Source organism: Methanosarcina sp. Kolksee (genome assembly GCF_000969945.1).
In the GTDB taxonomy this organism is placed as follows: Archaea; Halobacteriota; Methanosarcinia; order Methanosarcinales; family Methanosarcinaceae; genus Methanosarcina; species Methanosarcina vacuolata.
Window position 1 is genome coordinate 2,927,170 of sequence record NZ_CP009524.1, and the last position, 21,721, is coordinate 2,948,890.

16 protein-coding genes and 1 tRNA gene are annotated in these 21,721 nt (G+C 41.5%); 9 read left to right on the forward strand and 8 right to left on the reverse strand.

Annotated elements, in window-relative coordinates:
• Nucleotides 1–360: 360 nt before the first annotated feature.
• From MSKOL_RS12085 to MSKOL_RS12095, 3 genes are all read right to left on the reverse strand, one after another.
• Nucleotides 361–1,065, reverse strand: a complete 705-nt coding sequence (locus MSKOL_RS12085) for a pentapeptide repeat-containing protein (protein ID WP_052725451.1) — start codon at nucleotides 1,063–1,065, stop codon at nucleotides 361–363.
• 300 nt (nucleotides 1,066–1,365) lie between these two features.
• The gene (locus tag MSKOL_RS12090) at nucleotides 1,366–3,558 is read right to left on the reverse strand and encodes a hypothetical protein (protein WP_052725453.1); all 2,193 of its coding nucleotides are present in this window, start codon (nucleotides 3,556–3,558) and stop codon (nucleotides 1,366–1,368) included.
• A 772-nt stretch (nucleotides 3,559–4,330) separates the two neighbouring features.
• Nucleotides 4,331–4,424: transfer RNA gene (locus tag MSKOL_RS12095), tRNA-Arg, on the reverse strand.
• A gap of 473 nt (nucleotides 4,425–4,897) precedes the next feature.
• Here MSKOL_RS12095 and MSKOL_RS12100 point away from each other — a divergent pair.
• The 6 genes from MSKOL_RS12100 (at nucleotide 4,898) to MSKOL_RS12130 (ending at nucleotide 10,787) form a co-directional block, all read left to right on the forward strand.
• Nucleotides 4,898–5,605, forward strand: a complete 708-nt coding sequence (locus MSKOL_RS12100) for an ATPase domain-containing protein (protein WP_048156570.1) — start codon at nucleotides 4,898–4,900, stop codon at nucleotides 5,603–5,605.
• Between the two features lie 4 nt (nucleotides 5,606–5,609).
• Nucleotides 5,610–6,467, forward strand: coding sequence for a methanogen output domain 1-containing protein (locus tag MSKOL_RS12105; protein ID WP_082091124.1), 858 nt, complete (start codon nucleotides 5,610–5,612; stop codon nucleotides 6,465–6,467).
• A 557-nt stretch (nucleotides 6,468–7,024) separates the two neighbouring features.
• Entirely contained in the window at nucleotides 7,025–7,882 is an 858-nt protein-coding gene (locus MSKOL_RS12115) for a hypothetical protein (RefSeq protein ID WP_048156575.1), read from the forward strand.
• Nucleotides 7,883–7,956: 74 nt separating this feature from the next.
• The gene (locus MSKOL_RS20280) at nucleotides 7,957–8,202 is read left to right on the forward strand and encodes a hypothetical protein (protein WP_156151075.1); all 246 of its coding nucleotides are present in this window, start codon (nucleotides 7,957–7,959) and stop codon (nucleotides 8,200–8,202) included.
• A gap of 343 nt (nucleotides 8,203–8,545) precedes the next feature.
• Nucleotides 8,546–9,010 (forward strand): PadR family transcriptional regulator, encoded by a 465-nt coding sequence (locus tag MSKOL_RS12125; protein WP_082091125.1) that lies wholly within the window; start codon nucleotides 8,546–8,548, stop codon nucleotides 9,008–9,010.
• Nucleotides 8,901–10,787 carry an MFS transporter gene (locus MSKOL_RS12130; protein ID WP_231592216.1) on the forward strand — a complete coding sequence of 629 codons (1,887 nt, stop codon included), beginning with the start codon at nucleotides 8,901–8,903 and terminating at the stop codon, nucleotides 10,785–10,787. The genes MSKOL_RS12125 and MSKOL_RS12130 overlap by 110 nt, the downstream gene beginning before the upstream one ends.
• 405 nt (nucleotides 10,788–11,192) lie before the next feature.
• On the opposite strand, the gene MSKOL_RS12135 is transcribed toward MSKOL_RS12130, so the two are convergent.
• Nucleotides 11,193–11,654: a carboxypeptidase-like regulatory domain-containing protein gene (locus tag MSKOL_RS12135; RefSeq protein WP_048156584.1), complete on the reverse strand. Its 462-nt coding sequence runs from the start codon at nucleotides 11,652–11,654 to the stop codon at nucleotides 11,193–11,195.
• Between the two features lie 41 nt (nucleotides 11,655–11,695).
• Nucleotides 11,696–12,181: an Ig-like domain-containing protein gene (locus tag MSKOL_RS12140; protein WP_048156587.1), complete on the reverse strand. Its 486-nt coding sequence runs from the start codon at nucleotides 12,179–12,181 to the stop codon at nucleotides 11,696–11,698.
• A gap of 1,291 nt (nucleotides 12,182–13,472) precedes the next feature.
• Here MSKOL_RS12140 and hisH point away from each other — a divergent pair.
• Together hisH and MSKOL_RS12155 are read left to right on the forward strand one after the other, a co-directional pair.
• On the forward strand, nucleotides 13,473–14,081 hold the full coding sequence (gene hisH / locus MSKOL_RS12150) for an imidazole glycerol phosphate synthase subunit HisH (RefSeq protein WP_048121280.1): 609 nt from the start codon (nucleotides 13,473–13,475) through the stop codon (nucleotides 14,079–14,081).
• Nucleotides 14,082–14,283: 202 nt separating this feature from the next.
• Entirely contained in the window at nucleotides 14,284–15,609 is a 1,326-nt protein-coding gene (locus MSKOL_RS12155) for an AIR synthase-related protein (protein WP_048158343.1), read from the forward strand.
• A 151-nt stretch (nucleotides 15,610–15,760) separates the two neighbouring features.
• Here the strand turns inward: MSKOL_RS12155 and MSKOL_RS12160 are convergent, their stop codons facing one another.
• Both MSKOL_RS12160 and MSKOL_RS12165 read right to left on the reverse strand, forming a co-directional pair.
• Complete coding sequence (locus MSKOL_RS12160; protein WP_231592217.1) at nucleotides 15,761–17,089, reverse strand: nodulation protein NfeD; 1,329 nt, start codon at nucleotides 17,087–17,089, stop codon at nucleotides 15,761–15,763.
• Between the two features lie 53 nt (nucleotides 17,090–17,142).
• Entirely contained in the window at nucleotides 17,143–17,925 is a 783-nt protein-coding gene (locus MSKOL_RS12165; protein ID WP_048156604.1) for a slipin family protein, read from the reverse strand.
• Nucleotides 17,926–18,489: 564 nt separating this feature from the next.
• Between MSKOL_RS12165 and MSKOL_RS12170 the strand changes: the two genes are divergently transcribed.
• Nucleotides 18,490–20,622, forward strand: a complete 2,133-nt coding sequence (locus tag MSKOL_RS12170) for a DHH family phosphoesterase (protein ID WP_048121284.1) — start codon at nucleotides 18,490–18,492, stop codon at nucleotides 20,620–20,622.
• Nucleotides 20,623–20,980: 358 nt separating this feature from the next.
• On the opposite strand, the gene MSKOL_RS12175 is transcribed toward MSKOL_RS12170, so the two are convergent.
• Entirely contained in the window at nucleotides 20,981–21,595 is a 615-nt protein-coding gene (locus MSKOL_RS12175; protein ID WP_048121286.1) for an orotate phosphoribosyltransferase-like protein, read from the reverse strand.
• Between the last annotated feature and the right edge of the window lie 126 nt (nucleotides 21,596–21,721).

The following is a 21,721-nucleotide window of genomic DNA, read 5'->3' on the forward strand; positions in this document are numbered from 1 at the left end:
TAAGGATTTTAGAGTTTGTGTTAAAGTCAAAATAAACCTAAAAATTATATAAAATTCAATAAGAAATGCGTTAAGGAAAAAGGTTATCAAAACTGCGGGTAATGTTCGCAATTCTATCCAGAAGAAGCATCATAAAATGTATAGAATAGTAGTAACTTAATTTCTTTAAATCCCAACTTATAAAATAGTAGTTACTTAATCTCTTTAAATCCCGGCTCATTAGACTAAACTATTTCTTGACAAACATAATCAGAAATAAAAAACATTGAAACAGTTAAGTCTGCAGGCGATAAACAAAAAAATTGATGTAACCACTTGAAATTTTCAGTATTATTCTTAACTCATTTTTACCTGAGCTTTTCAAGCGGTAATGTATTGCTCGTCAAGTAGCGTAAAATTTTCTTCATCTAATTTTGCGTTATGAAGAGTTTTTACTTTAGAGAGCTGGTCAAATGATAAGTTTTTCACTTTATTTAGATTAGCTCCTTGAAGATTTGCTTCATGAAGGTTAGCTTCTTGAAGGTTTGCTTCTTGAAGGTCAGACTTTTGAAGGTCAGCTACATAAAGATCAGCTGCCTGGAGGTCAGCCCCGCGCAGGTCGGCTCCATAAAGACTAGCTCCCTGGAAGTTAGTTCCTTGAAGATTAGCTCCTTGAAGGTTAGCCAGATGGAGATTGGATAGCTGGAGGTTTGCTCCTTGAAGGTTAGCCCCCTTAAGGTTTGCCCTTGTAAAGTTAACCCCTTGAAGATTAGCTCCTTGAAGATTAGCTCCTTGAAGATTAGTGCCTACACCCTCTAAAAGGTAAGAATTTGAGAGGTCGGCTCCTTGCATGTTTGCATCCTGGAGGTTTGCCTCCTGGAAGTTAGCCCCGCGCAGGTCAGCCCCGCGCAGGTCAGCTCTATAAAGGTTAGCCCCTTGAAAATCAGCCTGTGTAAGGTTAGCTTTTATGAGATAAGCTTCCTGAAGGTTAGCTTCTTGAAAGTTAGCCCATATAAGGTTCTTTTTTTCAAGATGAGCGCCTGGAAGGTTAACTCCTCTATAGTTTTTTCTCTCTATAATGTTCATATGTAATAATTGGTGTTCCATAAAAATAAATATTACTATTCTAGGAAGATACCATCCGTTCTCCGAGGTTCATTCATCCGGAGCGAAATTTACAGGCTAACTGTGTTCAAAAAAAGGGAAATCTGGCTCTTCGTCATTCCCTGTGGATAAAACAATTTTCAATTCAAGACCACGTTGGTTTTTATGAGAATATAATGAGGATATCACACAAAACAACGAAGAGCCTTTGTCCAGAGTCAGGCTTTCTGCAGGCTTTAATTCGATCTTTCTGCAGGTTTATAATTTTATATTTATGCAGGTTTATAATTCAATCTGCTTTTCAACGCCTCCGATTATTACTTTAAAACTGCCTGCCGGTATAGACTTAGTATTATATTCATAGTTGAGATTTCCTTCTGAATCTACTTCCACCTCTTGCACAGCTGTGATCTTGAGTTTGACAGTAGAACCACTTGCCTTTCCATCGATCCTGATATTATATGTCCCTGGAGGAACACCCGTCTGGGAAACAGTAGCAATACCGTTTTGTGCCTTTGCGCTTTTTGTTAACCACAGGATAATCTTTGCTCTCACATTAAGGTCATCAGCTCCTGTTGCCTGCACAGTAAAACTGTTGTCGAACCCGGAGGGAATTATTATATTTTCAAGCATGTACTCGTATTCTCCATCCTGTACCGTCACATCTTTTTCGAAGGACACCTGAACTTTCGCAGTATCTCCCACAAAGCCGGTTCCTTTTATCTCTACTACATCTCCAGCGGAATTCTCAGGAATAAGTTCCCAACTGCCAGCTCCATCTGCTCCAGAAGACAGGTTTGAATTGTTGTAATTGATACGAATTGGGCCCGCGAAGGAATTGAAAATCAGATCATTATTTTCCAGATACTCCAGCAATGCATATGCCCCGTTTCCGAAGTTCGCATCGCCAAAAATCGTTTGATGGACAGTTTCACCGGTATCCCAGTCAAGTCCGAGCACTTCCCAGCCATCTGGCAACCTGTAGCCATTGATGAGGGCCATATTACCCGACTGGCTGTAAATCGGAACCATGCTTGTCGACGAAACATCTGATCTTGCCCATACTGAAGACCATTCATTTGTTGATGTGTTCCATTGGAAGCGCTCGGCACCATATGCAGTATCATATGCCGGGCCCATGAGCGAGACCTGAAGAATCTTGTTCTGGCCTATAAGGTCAGAGCTGACATTTTCCGGAATGTTATTCACAACAAAGGCTCCGTATCCAGATACGACTACGGACTGCTCCGTCTGTATCCACTCGGGAAGGGTTGTAAAATTGCAAGTTACCGGAATCTGCCCTGCGATGCGTTCGGATCCCTCAGGGATTTCGTCGCGCCAGAATGCCACCAGGTTCATCTGTTTGGCACCATCGGTTATGACCACCAGCTTATCCTCATCGTCGCCGAATCCCATGAGCGTTGGAGTGGACCCTGTGCCATTGCCTACCTTGATCATAGGAGGTTGTTCCGAATTGGTATATGGGCTTGACCATGCACCATCAGCTTCATTGTCGGAAAGATTCTTGCCGTTCCAGACGAGCTTGTGCATGACACTATCGCTTGCCAGATATATGCCATTGTTTTCATCTACAGCAACTGAGTTGCTAACGTACTCACCACTCCCAAGCTTGTAAAAAGATGTAGAGGTTGTGTTGAGGTCGCGATTGATAACTGCCACCCCATTGCTAAAAGTGATAATAAGGTAGCCATCGTATGTCATGGAAAGGCCAAATAATCTTGCGTACGGCGGGTGGTCGTCGCCCTGGATCGCAGTGACCACATCTTCTAGCATGTAGAGTTTCTTTATGCCTGCAGATGGGTTGTTCGGATCGTTTAATGCAAACGCGTAGAGGTTATCTCCATAATTTGTATACAGCACGTTTTCGTTATCGACTACCGAGTACAGTCCATTCCCAAAGCGGTCTGCGTAATTTTCACCGAAAAGGCTTTTCAAGGAACTATTCATCGAGCTTGTGTTCATTCCCACCGCAGACGACTCGCCGAAGGTACTGAAATTTTCATCCGGAACAGCCGGGAATGAGTTGTTTGACGCATCTGCAAGTGCCTCATATTTTGCCACCGCAGTCCAATTGTTGTCGGTCGCATTAACGTAGCTTACGTGATCGCTTCCAACTGCCCACATGTAATTCTTATTAGTGGATGCAAGAGTTATGATGTTTATCGGGCCGCCAGAGACAGTTGGTTGAGTCGTTGGGTCTACAGTGAAGTTACCGCGAGGAGGCCCGTAGGGTGTAGAGTCGCTCTGCGAAGAGTCAAAATGTGTGATGGCATAAAGTGAGGATGCCAGGTAGGGATTAACAGCGGGTCCGTTGACCACTTCGGACGTGGTATTTGCTGATTCCTCGGCATAGGCGTTTGGGATGACACAGAAAAGCATGATCGCGCACACCGAGATTGCAACCGTTAATATTAATCTTCTATTTGATTTCAGAGGATCTTCTATAGTCTTCATGAGTTGCACCTTTTGAGTTATTTACATTTGCATAAAGTTTACGTATTTGAAGTATAAAATGTATCTTATTCAAGTTATAGGATATAAAGTAAATTTTTCATATATGATGAAAACTTAAAAATATGGTTAAGTTTGAAAAACAGAATCTTAAGGCATATTCTATGTTAATGTGAATTTAAATTATGATGTTTCATGTACTTGATTTTATACATTGAGTGCGTAAGTCTTTGGAATTAAGTACTATTTTTAAGGTCATTGTGTACATGAATTTCGGAATAATTTATGATCGTTCTAGAAAGTTAACCTTATCAAGTATCCAATCCAGTTTCCACAGGTATACACAGATATGCTATATATTTTCCCGACCTGTCAGTAATTCAAAAATATACTTCCCGTTTATGTGCCCCCGGTTAAGGCAAAAATCTTTCCTGACAGTGAATTTTTAGTGACATGTCTCAGTGTACGGTTGTAAGTTTAATAAAAAAGTTAGGACTTAATAGTTTGAAGATGGTGTGGACATAAATACGAAAAAGGATTGAATGAGACGAAAAGAGTTCCTCAGCCGATGATCTATGAAAAAGAATGCATTGCTTTTGAAGAATAGAGAATACAGGCAAAAGGCAGGCAAAAGGCAGGCAAAAGGCAGTAAAAGATAGTAAAAGACAGTAAAAGACAGTAAAAGACAGTAAAAGACAGTAAAAGACAGTAAAAGACAGGTAAAAAACAGTAAAAGGCAGTAAAAGACTGTAAAAAACAGGTAAAAATAAGTTAGCGGGCCCGCCGCGATTCGAACACGAGTCAATGGGTATCTTCGTAATTATCTTACTTCGAAGCCCATTAGGATATCCTGGCTACCCTACGAGCCCTTGGTGCAGCACTATTGATAGAAGCTATCCATATTAAACTTTTCTCTCAAAATTAAGGCTGCAGGGAATACAGGTAGCGAGAATTAGGCCAGGAGTAGGATTGTATGTCTCTCAAACTATTTTGAATTTTAAATATCCTGTCTGGGAAAAAAACATTTCTGAAAATTCAGTACAAAATGTTCAAATTGGATAAGGATGGCAGAGGAGTAAATAAAAATATATAGTAAGTGAAACAGAATTAGCAGTACAAACTGAGTTAAAAAAATAAAGTAGATGATTTTCATGGAAGATGATTTTCATGAAATTACTGTAAAGCTAATGAAAAATAGTAAACCTTTCTCTATTTATAAACAGCTTCTAAATCTCAGGGTCATTTAGAGACTGTTCTAAGCCTTTAAGTTAAGAATCTTATATCTATTCACAGTCCGGGAAGCTATAAGGGTAAAGTACAGAAAGAGTGAGGATTTGCAAAAATGGAAAGGGTTTCAACAGGCATAGAGGAGCTGGACAGGAAGTTGAGTGGGGGTTATCCTGCAAATAAAGTAACCCTTATAACCGGCATAGCAGGAAGCGGGAAAACAATCTTTGGAATCCATTTTATTTATAAAAATTGTCTTGAAGGCAAAAAATGTATGATTATCGCAACTGAGGAAAGTCCTGAAGATATTCTTTATCAAGCAAGCCTGCTAGGGCGCGACCTCACATCGTACTATGAGAGTGGACAGCTTATTATACAAAATATCTTCGAAAGCCGTTCGGAAATAATAGGACAGACCAGATACGGTTTTAAGCCTGAAAGCCTGAACCTCGAAATCCCGAATCTTATAGAATTAATACATGAAGGAACGGAATGCCTCGTAATAGATAATATAGGTACCTTTGCTCTCAGGATTTCCATAAAAAAGCTAAGAGACCAGTTTGACGCGCTAAACTACATGGTAAGGAAGAAAGGCTGTACAGCTCTTTTAATCATGGATGAGTCCGCACACAACATGACCTACCAGCTTGCTGAATATTCGGTTTATGGATCTATTCACCTTTTAGTAAGGGAAAATTCTTATCTTGGAAAAATGGAGCGCTACCTGAGCATACCCAAGATGCGCAGTACCCCTATTTCCCCTGAAATGTCTGTTTTCGAAATTACATCTGAAGGGATTGTAGTTCGTGAGTCTAGGGGATGAAACCTTGCAGAATGAAGATAGCAAACCTAAAATTCTGATTGTCGATGATGTGCTTGAGAACATAGAGCTTATAGAGGCCTACCTTTCGGTGGAGCCATATGATCTTATTACTGCCAACAGTGGAAAGGAAGCTATCCAGAAATTAAAGGAAGAAAAGCTCGATATGATCTTGCTGGATATCATGATGCCTGAAATAAGCGGCTATGAGGTATGCAAAATTGTCAAAAAAGACCCCGAAACTCAATTCATTCCGGTTTTGATGCTCACCGCTCTTTCTGAAATTGAAGACCGAATAAAAGGAATTGAGGCCGGAGCTGATGATTTTCTTACGAAACCTATAAACAGGCTTGAGCTTAAGACCCGGGTAAAATCCTTACTCAGGGTAAAATGCATGCATGACCGACTGGTAGCTGACCGCAACAGCCTTGAGGTAAAAAACCGGGTACAGAGTATTCTTACCGCAATTATTCCCACTCTTCTAAGGGTTATTTCTAATGAGGAAAAAAAGGTCATAATTAACCAGATGACAGGCATGGTCGAAAAAATGCTGTTCGACACATATCACCTTGAGAACAGGAAACTGGACTTCGCCTATGCAGGTGAGGTCTGTGCCGAGATAATGAATCAGCTGGGTGGAAGCTTTTCCTCTGAAAAGGGTGAAAAAGAAAGTTCATGGATAGTCAGGGGAACAAAGTGCCCCTGGAAAGGAGAAGAAGCCCGTAAAAATCCTATTTTATGCACCTTGACCCGGAAAATTTTTTCGGACATAACTTTGAAAGTGGACTCTGATTTCAGTGTAGAGGCGCTGAAGACTATAGGGAACAGGAACGATTGCTGTGAATTCCTTATAAAGGTAGTATGAAATTTCGTTTTCGTGAAGTCAGTTTTTTACTAAATTTCATGTTCAGGGAATGGCCATAGCCCGAAAGTTGCCATTTCATATTTTCAGTATTTAGATTTTCTACCTTGACTCCGACTTTTTGTAGGGAATATATTGAGATCAATATTTTTTCATGAGTTTTTTTCAGTCTTTATGACTTTTCTTTCAAAAAAATGCGATTTTGACCATGATCTACAATAAATAAAAATAGCCTGTGATATCTTTATAGCTTGTGATATCTTCATAGCTTGTGATATCTTTATAAAATTATTTTTGTATTGACTATTTTTCATATTCCAATTAAACGTATCCTGGAAATGTCCTGATTCGGAAGAATTTTCATGCATTGTAGACGAAATCATAAATCGGCTGACTGAATTAAATATCTGTTCTGAAGATCTTTCGTTTTTTTCTTTTGTCATTCTTCTTTTCTGGTTATGACTTTTTGTTTTACTAATCTTAACAACACACGAACCTCAAAAATTTTATATAGTCTTGGGCCTGATTCTGTAGTACAAAATTAAGGGGGTAATGGTTAATTGAATAAGTTACGTCAGGCAGATCCCGAAGTCAGGGAGGATTTGCAGGGAAGAATCGAGGTTTTCGATCAGAGCATAAGAAGTTTTGAAAAACGACTCCGGGCAGTCGAGAGACGCCTTTCTATGGGAGCTTCTCCTGAACTGCAAACTGGCAGAGTTTTCTCAGGAAATTTTACAGGACTTTATCCGGGGGAAAATGCAGGAAGCATCGCTTCACACTCCTCAATTTATCCACAGGTACCGTCGGTTTCTCCTGAAGCTTCTATTCACGGAAATTCTTTTTTTTCGGATTTAGTCCCTTCAGTTTCGGAAGGAAATATTTCAAATTTTGAATTCAGTGCAGTACTTCCTTCGAGCGAGCCTTCGAATTTTTCTACATTTTCCGGGGAAAATTCCTCCGAAATGTCCGGAGCCAATTCTAAAATCAAGAGCATAAATGAGGTTTTTTCAAGCCTATCCGAAAGTCTTCGTTCCCTTCATGCTGCTCTATCCGAACTTTCGAATTTTACTTATAACAACCTCAAACCCGAAATCGAAAAACTGGATATGGAGTTCCGTAATCTCAAGGTTCAGCAAGATGAAAAAAGTGAGTATATAAAGGAACTTGAGTCCCGTGTAGAAATCCTTGAAAACCAGAACAGGTTTACCCTCGGCTCTATGAAAATTCCTTTTGAGATTTCAGGAATTGCCGGGTCTTCAGCGCTTTTCCTTACCGGCTTCCTTGTCTGGTCAGGTAGATGGGATGTCATAAAATCTCCATATTTCTCTGCCGGGCTTGCCGTACTGATGGCAGGAGCCGTTTTTATGAAGTTTTACACGGCCAACCGCAGGAAGAAAGTATTGACAGACAAGTTGTGAAAAACAGACAAGTTATGATATAGACTCTACTGTAAAAATATACTTCAATATTTACTTCAATATTTACCTCATTTTTGAGAGAAACCAGAAGGAGACCCAGAGAGAAGATCCAGAGAGAAGATCCAGAGAGAAGATCCAGAGAGAAGATCCAGAGAGAAGATCCAGAGAGAAGATCCAGAGAGAAGATCCAGAGAGAAGATCCAGAGAGAAGATCCAGAGAGAAGATCCAGAGAGAAGACCCAGAGAGAAGACCCAGAGAGAAGACCCAAAAATATATCGTTCCCAATTATTTGGTTGATTGTATTTCCAGAGTACCTTAATGCTGTTCCCAGCTTTGTATCCCGTTTCTGTGAAGTTAAGCGTATCTTAACACCGTGAACCAAAAAATAATGAAACTATTCAGTCCTCTGGTAAGACCGCATCAATAACTTCCTTCATTCAGATTTAACTGGTAAATTTCATTGAGATTGTCATTTTTAATTATTATCAAATGATCCTACTTTTTCTTTTTTCATCATTAGTTACCTGGCATATCTATTACTTCAAAATCAATAGAACCTAACTAATTTTAGATGATTTTTAGATGATTAATAGTTACCAAAAAGATATAAATACTATATTACCTACCGATATATCACTTGCCGATATATCGGAGTGCGAACTATGGAAGAAAGCATCGAGAATAATAAAATGTGTACAGAAATCAGGCGGGCTTTTCTCAAGTATATCGTGCTGAAAATTATTAAAGAGAAACCTACTCATGGTTATGACATCATCAAGACGGTCGAGCTCCGCTCAAACGGGCGATGGACTCCGAGCGCAGGCTCGATCTACCCAATCCTGGAGAAACTTGAGTCAAAAGGATTCATCCAGAGCGAGGGGATCGAACGCAGAAAAGTATACACGATCACTCCCAAGGGAGTGAAAGGACTGGACCGCATGACACAGGAAAAACTGGAGCTCCTGAACGAAATGTCCCGGATCGTCAACAATGTGATTGAAGGTGACGATAACAGTGATGCAAAAGAGGAGATCGACGATACCCAGGATGTTATGCAGCAGTCCAAGGCGGCGCAAGACTGTGATTTCCAGAATCAAGAAGATGAAAACAATAAAAACGGAAGGTAATAAATTGAGTGAAAATCACAATGGGAAAAGTATTGCATACAAATGGGTTGCACTGTTTAATGTGACCCTTGCATCACTGATGGGTTCTATTAACGGCAGCATTATCCTGATCTCCCTTCCCGCAATATTCAAGGGAATCCATATGAACCCAATGGCTCCGGGTGCATTTCAGTACCTGCTGTGGCTCCTGATGGGTTTTGGCCTGGTAACGGCTACACTGCTCCTCACTATTGGCCGGCTGGCAGACATGTATGGTCGGGTAAAATTGTTCCGGTTTGGATTCCTGATATTCGCTATCGGTTCAACCCTGCTCTATCTAACGCCTGGCACAGGCAATGCTGGTGCTCTTGAGTTAGTTATTTTCAGGCTTATACAGGCTGTAGGCAGTGCATTCACTATAGCAAACGGCTCAGCAATTATTACAGATGCATTTCCGGTCAGCGAGAGGGGAAAGGCACTCGGCATAAATATGGTTGCCTTCATGTCCGGCCAGTTCATTGGCTTGCTGCTCGGTGGTGTACTGGCAACGTACAACTGGCGCTATGTTTTCCTGGTCAACATTCCCTTTGCGGTTCTTGGAACAGTGTGGTCCTACTGGAAGATGAAAGATATTTCGTTCCGGGCATCCAGAACCAGCCTCGATATTGTGGGAAACTTACTTTTTGTCGGCGGGCTGACCTCGCTTCTGATAGGTGTCACTTATGCCCTGATGCCTTACGAGCATGATGGTATAACCGATGCAATGGGCTGGAACAACCCCTGGGTAATGGCAGCGTTAGGTATCGGGATCTTATTGCTGATCGCTTTCCCGTTTGTCGAGAGCAAGGTGAAGAACCCTATGTTCAAGCTGGAGTTCTTCAAGATCAGGGCTTTTGCCTACGGGTGTCTCGCCAGTTTTACTGCAGCTATTGCACGAGGTGGTGCAATGTTCATGCTTATTCTTCTGCTGCAAGGGATCTGGCTGCCACTTCATGGTTACAGCTTTGAGGACACACCGTTATGGGCAGGTATCTATATGTTACCTATGACTCTCGGCTTTATGGTCATGGGCCCGATTTCCGGGATGCTCTCGGACAAGTATGGTCCTCGATGGATCGCCACTACAGGGATGGCTATCGTTACATTTGTCTTCGTCGGGCTCTCGCTGCTTCCCTATAACTTTGACTACTGGGAGCTAGGAATACTGATTTTCTTCATGGGTATTGGTAACGGTATGTTTGCCTCTCCTAACAGCTCATCGATAATGAATTCTGTGCCGCCTCAAAACAGGGGTGTCGCGTCGGGCATGTTGTCCACGTTAGCGAACTCAGCCAGTACCCTGAGCATGTCCGTATTCTTCACCGTCGTGATTGTGGGAATTCAAAAAGCTTTCCCAGGTGCAGTTAAGGCTTCGTTAGCCAGCTTTGGGTCTGAACAGATTATCCCTGCTGTGCAACAGCTCGCCAGTTATCTAGCCAGTATGTCACCGACCAACGCTTTGTTCTCTGCTTTCCTGGGCTACAACCCTATGGATTCAGTTCTGAAATCTATGGATTCGAGTATTGTTAGCTCAATACCGCAACAAATCGTGACCACACTGACAAGTAACTACTGGTTCCCGCAGACATTACAGCAGGCATTCATGCCAGCACTACGGATTTCGTTCATAATCGGAGCTTTACTCTGTGGTATAGCTGCCGTGCTGTCGGCAATGAGGGGACAAAGGTATGTGTACGAGGCTCACAACTCGGTTAGCAATATTGGTGATCTTGCAGCAGTAGAGGAAACGCATACCTAATGCATTGATTCCAAAGTATGTCAGGAATGAATTTTTTGAAAACCACTGAAAGCACAGAAAACACAGAAATAAGTAGTAAAGGCGTGTTTCTTCCGTGCTTTCCGTGTTTTCCGTGGTTGTAATATCCAGATAGAATCACTCTGCGACCGGCTGTGTTTTCCGTGTTACAGAATACCATGTGACTTGAAAATAATATTTGAGTCGTAAGCCGTAATTATTTCCTTATTATGTACTTGGCAGGAATTATCGCAATGTAACAAGAATGAAAAAACAGGAAGTACGGAGAACAGAAAATAAGGAGAACAGAAAATACGGAGAAATGAAAGTACGGAGAAATGATGCAGAAACAAGATCCAGTATTCTTTCTGCTTCAGATTCTTCCAGCATAAATATATCCAGAGTAATTCAACTCCGAATCACCTTCTGAAAATAATCGCTGGTGAAATCTCTGTATCCTTCTCTCATTACTTTTATCTTAATGTATCCTTCAGCTTTTCCCGGAGGCAGTTCGGGATTAGAAATTTTCAATATTACATTTCCTTCGAGATCTGTAACCCCTGAATAGGCTTTTTTTCTATCCGGGCTCCAGGCAATCACGTTTGCACCCTTTATACCACGATTCTCGCTGTCAAACACTTTTACAGGCAAGCTCAGGTTTGTTTCCGTATTACTGCCTCCTTCAGTGGAAGGTAAGTTAAGTACACTCATATTTGCTGTAGCATACATAGGTTTTGGAGGAGTAGGGGCATTGCTCAGGGCTGTAAGAATCGTGCAAAATCCTATAAGACCCACAACCGTAAGCACGACAATCCTTATTGGAAGCCCCAGAGTTCCTGCTTCGTCGTGTTTGAATTTATCACGCAGCATGTACGGCTCCTCCTTTCAATTTTACTTTTGGAGATGCACAATCACCTGGTCTTGATGATCATTACAGCATCTTTTTTCTCGTAGTCATAAAAACCGTCAGCCACAATTTTCAGGTCCATTGTTCCCTCATTCTGGTTAGGGTCAAGCCTGACCTCTGCATTATCCGGTGTTGTCAGGGTAGTGAACCCATTAGCATCCGTAGTATTTGATGCTGCTCCACCAAGCCCTCTCAGAATAACGTTTGCATTTCTTACAGGATTTCCGTCGCTGTCAGTTGTCTTTACAACTACGGTTATTGCAAAAGGGTTTTCTGCGGTATTTTCATCTACTATTATTGAGTTCCCTTTCTCAAGGGTGCCTCCTCTAAGCCCTGCATTTTCCACAAATACCGACATATCCTTTGTCGGGGTCGGCATGATCGAAATGAGTGTTGCAAGGGCAACCATCCCGACAACGAGCATAACCACAATATTGATCGGGAGTTCCATAGCTTTCTCGTCATGTCTAATAAATTTAAATTTCTTCATGTTATATCCCCCAAAAACTTTGCTAAATTATTAACACTAGACTCTATTAATATTTTGCTACAGCGGGGTTGTTACCTCTTAAAGCTCTAAAAAAATGCAGATAGGAAGCCTGTAGAAAAGCAAGGTTGTAACTCGGATCTTGAGAGGCCTGACCTGGCTGTATTTCTGAGTTTGAAGAACAAGACGAGCTCATAGAATGTACTTAGAGACTGTAAGATGGTATTAGCTGTAGGCCTCAGGAGAAAACTGATCCACCAAATTGATTTTATGTTTCTCTCATGAAGACATAGGAGAGAGCAGGAAGACATAGGAGAGAGCAGGAAGACATAGGAGAGAGCAGGAAGCAGTTTGAAAAGAAGTTTCCTAAAAGTTACTGTGCTTCCTGGAGATTTCTGCTCAGGAAAATTGTAGAAAGTTTGAAGCATCTCCTAATATCAAAACGTTAAATTGTTTTTTAATAAATGGAAAAATAGTCGATAAGAGATGCACTATTTTGGCAAAATCTGAGAGTGCATATAAAGAATTTACTGAATTGAACAAAAGTTACATGGAAAGAATGGATCCAGGTAGTAAGACCGCCGAAGAGTAGCAGTTCATCGATTTGTAGAGTACCAAAAACTGAGAATGAACGCATCTGCCTGGATTCATTTTCATGTGCTATTTCTGGAGACTTTCTAACCTTCGTGTAAAAAATTGTTTTATTTCCTCAAAAAACGTTATAACATGATTAATATTAAATTTCATTAATATTTTAATAATATGGATTTACTCGTTTATTTTTAGCCATGTATATCTCCCCATAGCAGAACTCCTTTATATTTTCCTAAAAAAACTATGTATTTATATAGTTCTTTTAACCATAATTTATTTACTGTTGTAGAATAACCTTAACAATCAGAAACGAGGAGAAACAGTTTTTTGGCTCAGGAATGCTCTGATGACTCAGACGAATCGGATCGTAACCGTAGTTTCTTGTGTTTTTTAGGACTGCATGAATGGAAGCGGAAAAGCGGTGCATTGTGCTTTTTGCCAACAGTGCTCGAAAAACGCTATGAATGTATACATTGTGGCAAATACAAGGTGACTTTTGAAAGGGAAAATAGCTCTTACAGCCTTCCTGCTGGGAGGTCTTAACTGCAAAAGATTTTACAATCCCTTTATATTTTGTCTAATTTTTTCGTTTCATTTTTATCTTTCTTTTAATTGGTTTCCTTCTGTCCTTCAATTATCTTCGTGCTGTACTTTTCGTTACGCGTAAAGTTAATCTATCTTAACTTAGTTTGTTAGAGCTATGAAAAGAATTGTGATTCTCGATTACGGGCTTGGAAACCTCCGCAGTGTTCAAAAAGGGCTTGAACAAGTCGGATCAAGTCCCGCAATCTCAGGGGATCCTGAGGAGATTCTTGCCGCAGACGGTTTAATTCTCCCGGGCGTCGGCGCTTTTGTGGACGCGATGAAGTGCCTTGACCCCATCAAAGGGACTATAGAAGAATACGCACAGTCAGGCAAGCCGATGCTCGGGATCTGTCTTGGACAACAGGTTCTCATGAGTTCTTCGGAGGAAGGAAAGCTTACTGATGGGCTTAACCTTATTTCCGGAAAGGTGCTGCGCTTTCCAAAGTCCGAGCTAAAGGTGCCTCATATTGGCTGGAATAACATTAAAATCGAGCAGGACCACCCTCTGTTTAAAGGAATTCCTGACAACTCTTTCGTATACTTCGTCCATTCCTACTATGTGGACACAGCGTCTGAAAACACCCTTGCATCCTGCAATTATGGGCTGGACTTTTCAGCGTCTGTCGTAAATTCCAAAGGTAATGTTATGGGTACCCAGTTCCACCCTGAAAAAAGTGGAACTATCGGATTGAAGATTCTGAAAAACTTTGTAGACATGTGCTGAAAGGATTTCTCTAAGGAATTTTCCTTGGCTCAAAATTTATTTTTTCATTTTTTCTGGTTATTTAATTCTGATTCCTGTGCACTTTACACTAAAGTATCTAAAATCAACAGAATACCTAAAATAAATGGATTGATACTTGAATGCCAAACTATCCTGCCCTGCATACCTTTCAGGGCAGAAATATCTGCAAGAGATGGTTACTATGGATATAGAAGGCTACGCAAAACGGGCTCTCAGGGAGAACCCCTCAAATGAAGCAGAGCTTGAGGCAAAGCTGGCTTCAAGAATTCTTGAAATTAAGCATATAAACCCAGATAGGGCTCATGAGATCGCGGCTGCGGTTGTTTGTGAGGCAAAAGCAACACTTGATGTGACAGGTGATGTGTTAAGCCCCACTTTCTCAGGAGTTTCAATGGGAGAATTCGGGGTAGGTTCCAGGGGTACAGGGGATTTTTACGTTCATTCCAAGCTTGGAGAAGTTATAGGCAAGACAGGTGCTGTTGTGGATAGCTCTCAGCTTGATGACTCTGGAGTTGTCAAAATCGGCGAAGACTACCTCGTGGTCACAATTGACGGAATTCATTCTCGCCTGAGCGACTTTCCTTTTCTTTCGGGCTTTCACGTAGCTCGGGCAGCTCTGCGTGATATATACGCTATGGGAGCTCGCCCCCTGGCAATGCTTTCCGACATTCATGTAGCAGACGACGGAGATGTAGCAAAGATCTTCGATCATATTGCAGGAATAACCACGGTCTCGGAACTTACCGGAATACCTCTTATTACAGGAAGCACGCTTCGAATCGGCGGGGACATGGTCATAGGTGAACGCATGACAGGCGGAGTTGGAGCTGTAGGCATAACCTCTTCTCTGACCTCGCGGAACCGGACCGAAGCAGGAGACCTAATCCTTATGACAGAAGGCGCAGGCGGGGGTACGGTTTCTACAACTGCGCTTTACTATGGGATGCATGAAGTTGTGGAGGAAACCATTAATATCCGTTTCCTGGAAGCCTGCGAGGTCCTGTTGCAGTCCGGACTGCATAAGAAAGTCCATTCGATGACTGATGTAACCAACGGCGGGATAAGGGGAGATGCAAAAGAAATTTCAAAGACCGCGAGGGTAAAACTGGTCTTTGAAGAGGGAAAGATAAGGGCTCTTGTGAACCCAAAGGTGCTTTCAATGCTTGAAAGCCTGAAAATCGACTATCTTGGAGTTTCTCTCGATGCCCTGCTTATAATTGTTCCCCCTGCATATGCTGATGAAATCCTTGATACTGTCAGAGCTGCAGATATTAAAATTGATGTCATAGGGCGTGTTGAGGAAGGAAACGGAGCTGAAATCTTCTTGAATGGCGAATGCAGGGACTTCACACCAAGGTTTAGAGAGTCTGCATATACACCAGTTAAAAAAGTTCATGGAGAAGAGAATCCCAGGGACTTTGAAGAAATGAAAGCAGCAATTGATAAGGCCGCTCTTGAAGCTATTGAAAAGAAACAGAAAGTCCTCGAAAAAATAAGAAGCAAATAAAGCCTTTTTTTCAAAGGCTTTTAAAAAAGGCTTTAGCGAAAAAAATGTTTAAGTTACATGTCTAAATAACTTAATACATTTTAATCAAAAGCCTTTCAAGTTTTTTAAAAGGCTTAAAAGAAAAAAGAAATTGATTCAGGAGAGGGAATAATTACATTTTTCTTTTTACTAAAAGGGTTTCCCTTACTTTTCCAGTAATTTCAACCTCTACCTTCGGTTCAATTTCTTCTTCTGAATGAGCTTTCCAGTATTCTCCTTTATAGCGGATAAAGCCTGCTTTTTGAGGCCCTAAAGGATCTATAGTTTCGGCAATTTCCCCTATAAACTCCCCAATAACCGGTTTTTTATTTCTGATCTCTGTTACTTTGTAGATTGCAAAAACCAGGAACAATCCGAAAACAACCGTTGGGGCAACGACGGTCAGGGCAAGAACCTTTCGAAATTCTGGGGTGTAAATATTTTCGCTTCCCATGGGTACAAGGAGTATACTTCCTATTATGAGACTGATTAGGCCCGCAAACCCAAATATCCCAAATCCAGGTACTTTAATCTCAATGATCAGAAGTCCTATTCCTAAAAGAATAAGGAAAATTGCCCCTATATTAATATCAAAGCCTGTGCCTATCAACCCGAGTGCGATTGAGATGAGTCCAAAAACTTCTGCTCCTGCTCCCGGACTTGAGATTCCAAAAATTAGTCCGTAAATTCCCAGGGTCAAAAGAAGGGATGAGATAATCGGGTTTGAAATCAACCCTAAAAGAGAGAGAGAAAATGGAGGTTCATAGTTTTCTATCCCTGCATTTTCGGTTTGCAGGACTTTTCCTTTTACCTCCTGCCCGTCAATCTGTGTCAGCAAATTCGGGATAGAAGGTGCTACATATTCTATTACGTTGCTCTTCAGAGCTTCCTCTGCGTCAAGATTTTTATTTTTCGTTATGACTTCTTCTGCAAACGTCTCGTTTCTCCCGTGTTTACTGGCTGTTGCAACCGAAAATTTGACAAGAGCATTTATTATTTTCTCTTCTGTTATGGGTTTTGTCCCTTCTGCCGACATCTGAACGGGCTGAGCTGATCCTATAACCGTGAAAGGCGCCATTGCAGCGATATCGGTTCCCATGAGGATGAGAGTCCCGGCTGACCAGGCTTTACCACTTTCGGGCACATACCCGATAACAGGCACGCTCGCATTCTCAATTGCGCTTATGATTGTTTGAGTTTCATCCAGGCCTCCACCTGGAGTATTCAAGCTAATTACAAGGGCCTCAAAATTTTCATTTTCAGCCCTTTCTATAGCATCTGCTATAATATCATCTGAAGCTGGTGTAATAGCCTCGGATATTTCAAGCACAAGTACTTTCTGTTGAGGTCCTGCATCCACAGAGGGTATAGAAACGGCTATGAGGATGAAACACAGGAAGAAAATAAAGAAGAGATTTGGACCTCTTTCTACAGACATGGTTACCGGTCTTTTCTTGCTCATTCATTTCCTTCAGTTCTTTTGCTGTTATTATCCTTTTTTAAGCTTATTTTTGTTTACTGCTCTTTTCTTTCCGCAATAGCCGTAGATAAAGCCGCTATATTTCCGGTTTCAAGAGCCTGGGATTGGGTAACTACTATGAGGTTCTTTTCCCTGGCAATCTCGGCTAAAGTTTGTAGCTCCCTCAGCTTGATTGCTGCGGGCACACCTTCATAGCAAATTGCAGCTTCTCTCATTTTCTGCGCAGCCTGGGATTCTCCTTCCGCAAGGATAATTCTGGCACGCTTTTCTCTTTCGGCTTCAGCCTGTTTGGCAATTGCTCTTTTCATCGTATCAGGCAGGGCAACGTCTCTAATTGTAACTCCTGTAACCTTGATCCCCCAGGGATCTGTAGACTTGTCCAGAAGCTCTTGAATTTGTTTATTGATACTTTCTCTTTCCGAAAGCAGCTCATCAAGTTCCATCTGTCCCATAACGTCTCTCAGGGTAGTCTGTGAGAGGGTAGAAGTCGCAAACATGTAATTTTCAACCTGAGTTATGGCAGCTCCAGGTTCTATGACCTTGTAATAAACAACCGCATCAACCTCAACCGTGACGTTATCCCTGGTGATTACAGCCTGCTTGGGTACATCGATTGCAACAACTCTCAGATCTATTTTTAAGGCTCTGTCGACAATTGGGATAATCAGAAAAATTCCAGGACCTTTTACTCCACTGAGACGGCCCAACCTGAAAATAACTACTCTCTCATATTCGTTAACCATTTTTATTGATTGTGAGAGTATTAATATTACAACTAATAATACAGGAAGGTAGATTTGACTGGCAAAGACGCTCATAATTTTTGTGACCTCTTATTCCATTAATATTTAAATTAGACTTAATAATAACTAAGTATTCTTTATTCGGATAATCAATAATAAACTTTCTATAAAGTAAGTATTCATAATTCAAAAATTTTGCACCCTGCACTCTACAAACATCTGAAAAGCTTATATTATTATTGTATTATTATTTATTATTTCTTCCTTCTCTATATCTCCATTGACCTCAGTTTTTCAGATTTTGAGCAATACCGGAGAAGGAAAAATGTCAAAAATGCAGATGCCTTATTGGATGAAATTATGAAGAAACTTTGAGAGACTCATTCTGAGAAATACTTGTCTCTGAAAACACTTATATTTGGAACATAGAAAATATAAAACAGGGAAAAGTGAGTTAACAGGGAAAAAGAACCAGAATGATATTGATTTTTGGCCCTGATAAGGCCGCAGAGTTAGATCAGCATACTTAAAAGCTGACACTAAGAACGAGAAACACTGTCAGGTTCAGAAACTTATTCTGAGCCACAAACAGTAAGTCAAGAAAACGCAGGTTCGGAAGAACCATTGGTGTTGATACTAATGAGTAAGGAATGTCCAGACTGCCACGGACGTGGCTATGAAGTTGTTTCAACTGAAATCTGCCCTCAGTGTAAGGGCAAAGGTAAATCAAAATCAATTGATTTCATGAAAATGTCAGAAAAAAATATTGACAGCATTTTAAAAAATGGTGCTGCCTGTGAGAAATGTAAAGGCGCTGGAAGTATCGAAGTAACTACTCCCTGTAAAACCTGTAAGGGGCTGGGGAAGATATACACATGCAAGATTTGTGGAGCACGTATTGAGAACCCCCAGGATCCCGATGAAGAAGTATGCGATTCCTGTGCTCATTCTCAGTATGTTTATGCCCTTGATGAGTCCTGCGACCTTAAAGATGTGGAAGCAGGAAAACTTTATCATGGGGTAGTGAGCAGTAAAGCGTCTTTTGGGGTATTTGTGGACCTTAACCCTCACGTAAGAGGGCTTATGCATTCTAGCAATGTCGGAGTTCCTCCAGAAGTGGGAGATGCCGTGATTGTACTGGTAAAAAGCATTAAGGCCGGAGGAAAGCTTGATCTGATCCCTAAAACCCTTAAAAAATACGAAACTGTCGAGATTGAAAAAGAGCTTCCGCTCAAAAATTCAGCTGAAATCGACTCCAGTATGAAGGGCAGGCTCCTCAGAATTGAAGGAGAAGTAATTCAGGTAAAGCAGACCAGCGGGCCCACGATTTTTACAATTAGCGATGAGGGAGGCTTTGTGCCCTGTGCAGCCTTTGAGAGCGCAGGGAAAAGGTCCTATCCGCATATTGACATAGAAATGATTGTTTCCATTACCGGAGAAGTGACTTTGCGAGATGACCAGATCCAGATCGAGGTCATGAGCATGAAATTGCTGACCGGAGAGAAGGAAGCAATTGTCAGGGGCAGAGTTGAGAGAGAAATTGACAAAAAGGCAGCTCCTGCGGATATTCCTTTCCTTGTCAAAAGCGAGATTATGGAGAAACTTAAACCCAGGATGCTCCATGTAGCCAAAGAAATCAAAAGAGCTATTCTCCATTCAACCCCGATTATTCTAAGGCATCATGCCGATGCCGATGGCATTACCTCGGCAATTGCAATTGAAAGGGCCATCCTGCCCCTTATTACGGAAATCGGAGGAATGGATGCAGAGTATTACTTCTACAAGCGTGCCCCGTCCAAAGCTCCTTTTTACGAACTTGCCGATGTTACGAGGGATATTTCGTTTGCACTTGAAGATCTTTCCAGGCATGGTCAGAAAATGCCTCTTGTAATCCTGGTAGACAACGGATCAACGGAAGAAGACGTACCTTCAATGCGGCAGGCCAAAGTCTATGGAATCGACATGCTTGTTATCGACCACCACCATCCGGATGAGATTGTTGACCAGTACCTTATAGGGCATGTAAATCCTGCGCATGTGGGAGGAGATTTCGGGGTTACTGCCGGAATGCTCTGTGCTGAAGTTGCTCGTATGATCAATCCCGACATTAGCGACACAATAAAACATCTTCCAGCGGTTTCGGCAGTTGGAGACCGTTCAGAGGCTCCGGAAGCTGAAAGGTATATCTCTCTTGTCTCGGACCGTTACAACCTTGAAGAGTTGAAAGAAATGGCTCTGGCTCTGGACTATGAGCAGTTCTGGCTGAAATTCAGTAGTGGAAAGGGCATTATCGACGACATCCTGGATCTCGGGGATCATGAAACCCATAAAAACCTGGTTTCCCTGCTCTGCGAACAGGCAAATACCATGATCCAGGACCAGCTTGAGACCTGCCTCTTTAATGTAAAGTCTCAAAAACTGTCAAATGGAACTATCATGAACGTGATAGACGTTGAAAACTACGCCCAGAAGTTCACCTTCCCGCCACCAGGAAAGACCTCAGGAGAAGTTCATGACGTGCTTACCAAAAGATATCCGGATAAACCTGTGGTAACCATTGGCTACGGTCCTGATTTTGCGGTCATCCGTTCAAAGGGTGTGCTCATGAATATTCCGAAAATCGTCAGGGAACTCCGGGAAGAAATGAAAGGTGCAGGCGTCAGCGGAGGAGGACATCTGGTTGTAGGAAGTATCAAATTTGTAGAAGGAATGAGGACTGAGGTGTTATCAAGGCTTGCTGAAAAGATAGGAGCCACCGATGTCGAATATTAAAGGGCTTTAATAGCCTCTTTCCTTCCTTTGCTTCTATTCTGGATAGAAAAATTCTATTTTTAAATAGTCTATTTTTAAGAAATTGAGTTTTTAAGAAATTGAGTTTTTAAGATATTGAGTTCTCAAAAAGTTATAATCTTAAAATATGCCCTCTTAAGAAGTTCTAATTTTTACACAAAATTTCCTTGAAAATGACTCGTTATTTGAAAATGACTCGTCAAACTATTTTTCATAAAAAATAATAAAGACAATCTTAATTAAACACTAATTTTAAAAAATGCTGCAAGTTATGGGAAACCTCTCACTTGGAAAGGCTCCCATACAAAAGAGTATTAACAGTTTATCCTTGCTTTGCTTTTTAGTCCAGGCGTACAATCCTTACAAGAGACTGGATCGGGACATTAGCAATCATATCTGCGCCTTTTTTATCTACAAGAACTGCTACAGCTCTTGGTTTTGCGCCCATTTCCCGAAGCTGCTCAATGACTTCCATAGTTGTGGAACCTGTGGTAATAACATCGTCTACGATCACACAGTTCTTGCCGGCAACGCCTCCGAAGTTTCTGCTTATTGTTCCTTTCTGGCCTGGCTGGACTACATCCTGTCCTTTACGGGAATGATATAGAGCAAAGTCAGCTCCCAGTTCATTTGCCATCATGCTTGCTAGGGGAATGCCACTGGCAGCGACACCGACAACAACGTCAACTTCGGCGTTTGTTTTTTCCAGAGTCTCAAGCACCATATCGCAGAGCGCAAGCGAGATGTAGTGGAGCCGTGTAGCACTTTTTCCTATGCTGCTCCAGTTTACGGAAATATCCTTCGGAGCGGGGGCTGCTACTTCTTTTTTTGAACGGGTTAAAAGCCAGGTAACCGTTTCCCTTGAAACGTTGAGTTCGTCGGCAATCTGGCCGGTTACAAGCCCGTTACTCTGCAATTCCACAGCTTTCTGGATTAAATCTTCTATGTTCTTCATGCCTCCATTCCCACCTAAATTTTTATCTGGCTGTATTTTTCGGCACTTTATTAGGCACTTTATTAGGCACTTTTTCGGCACTTATTAGACACTTTTTACAACTAATTCACAACGTTTGCCTCGAAT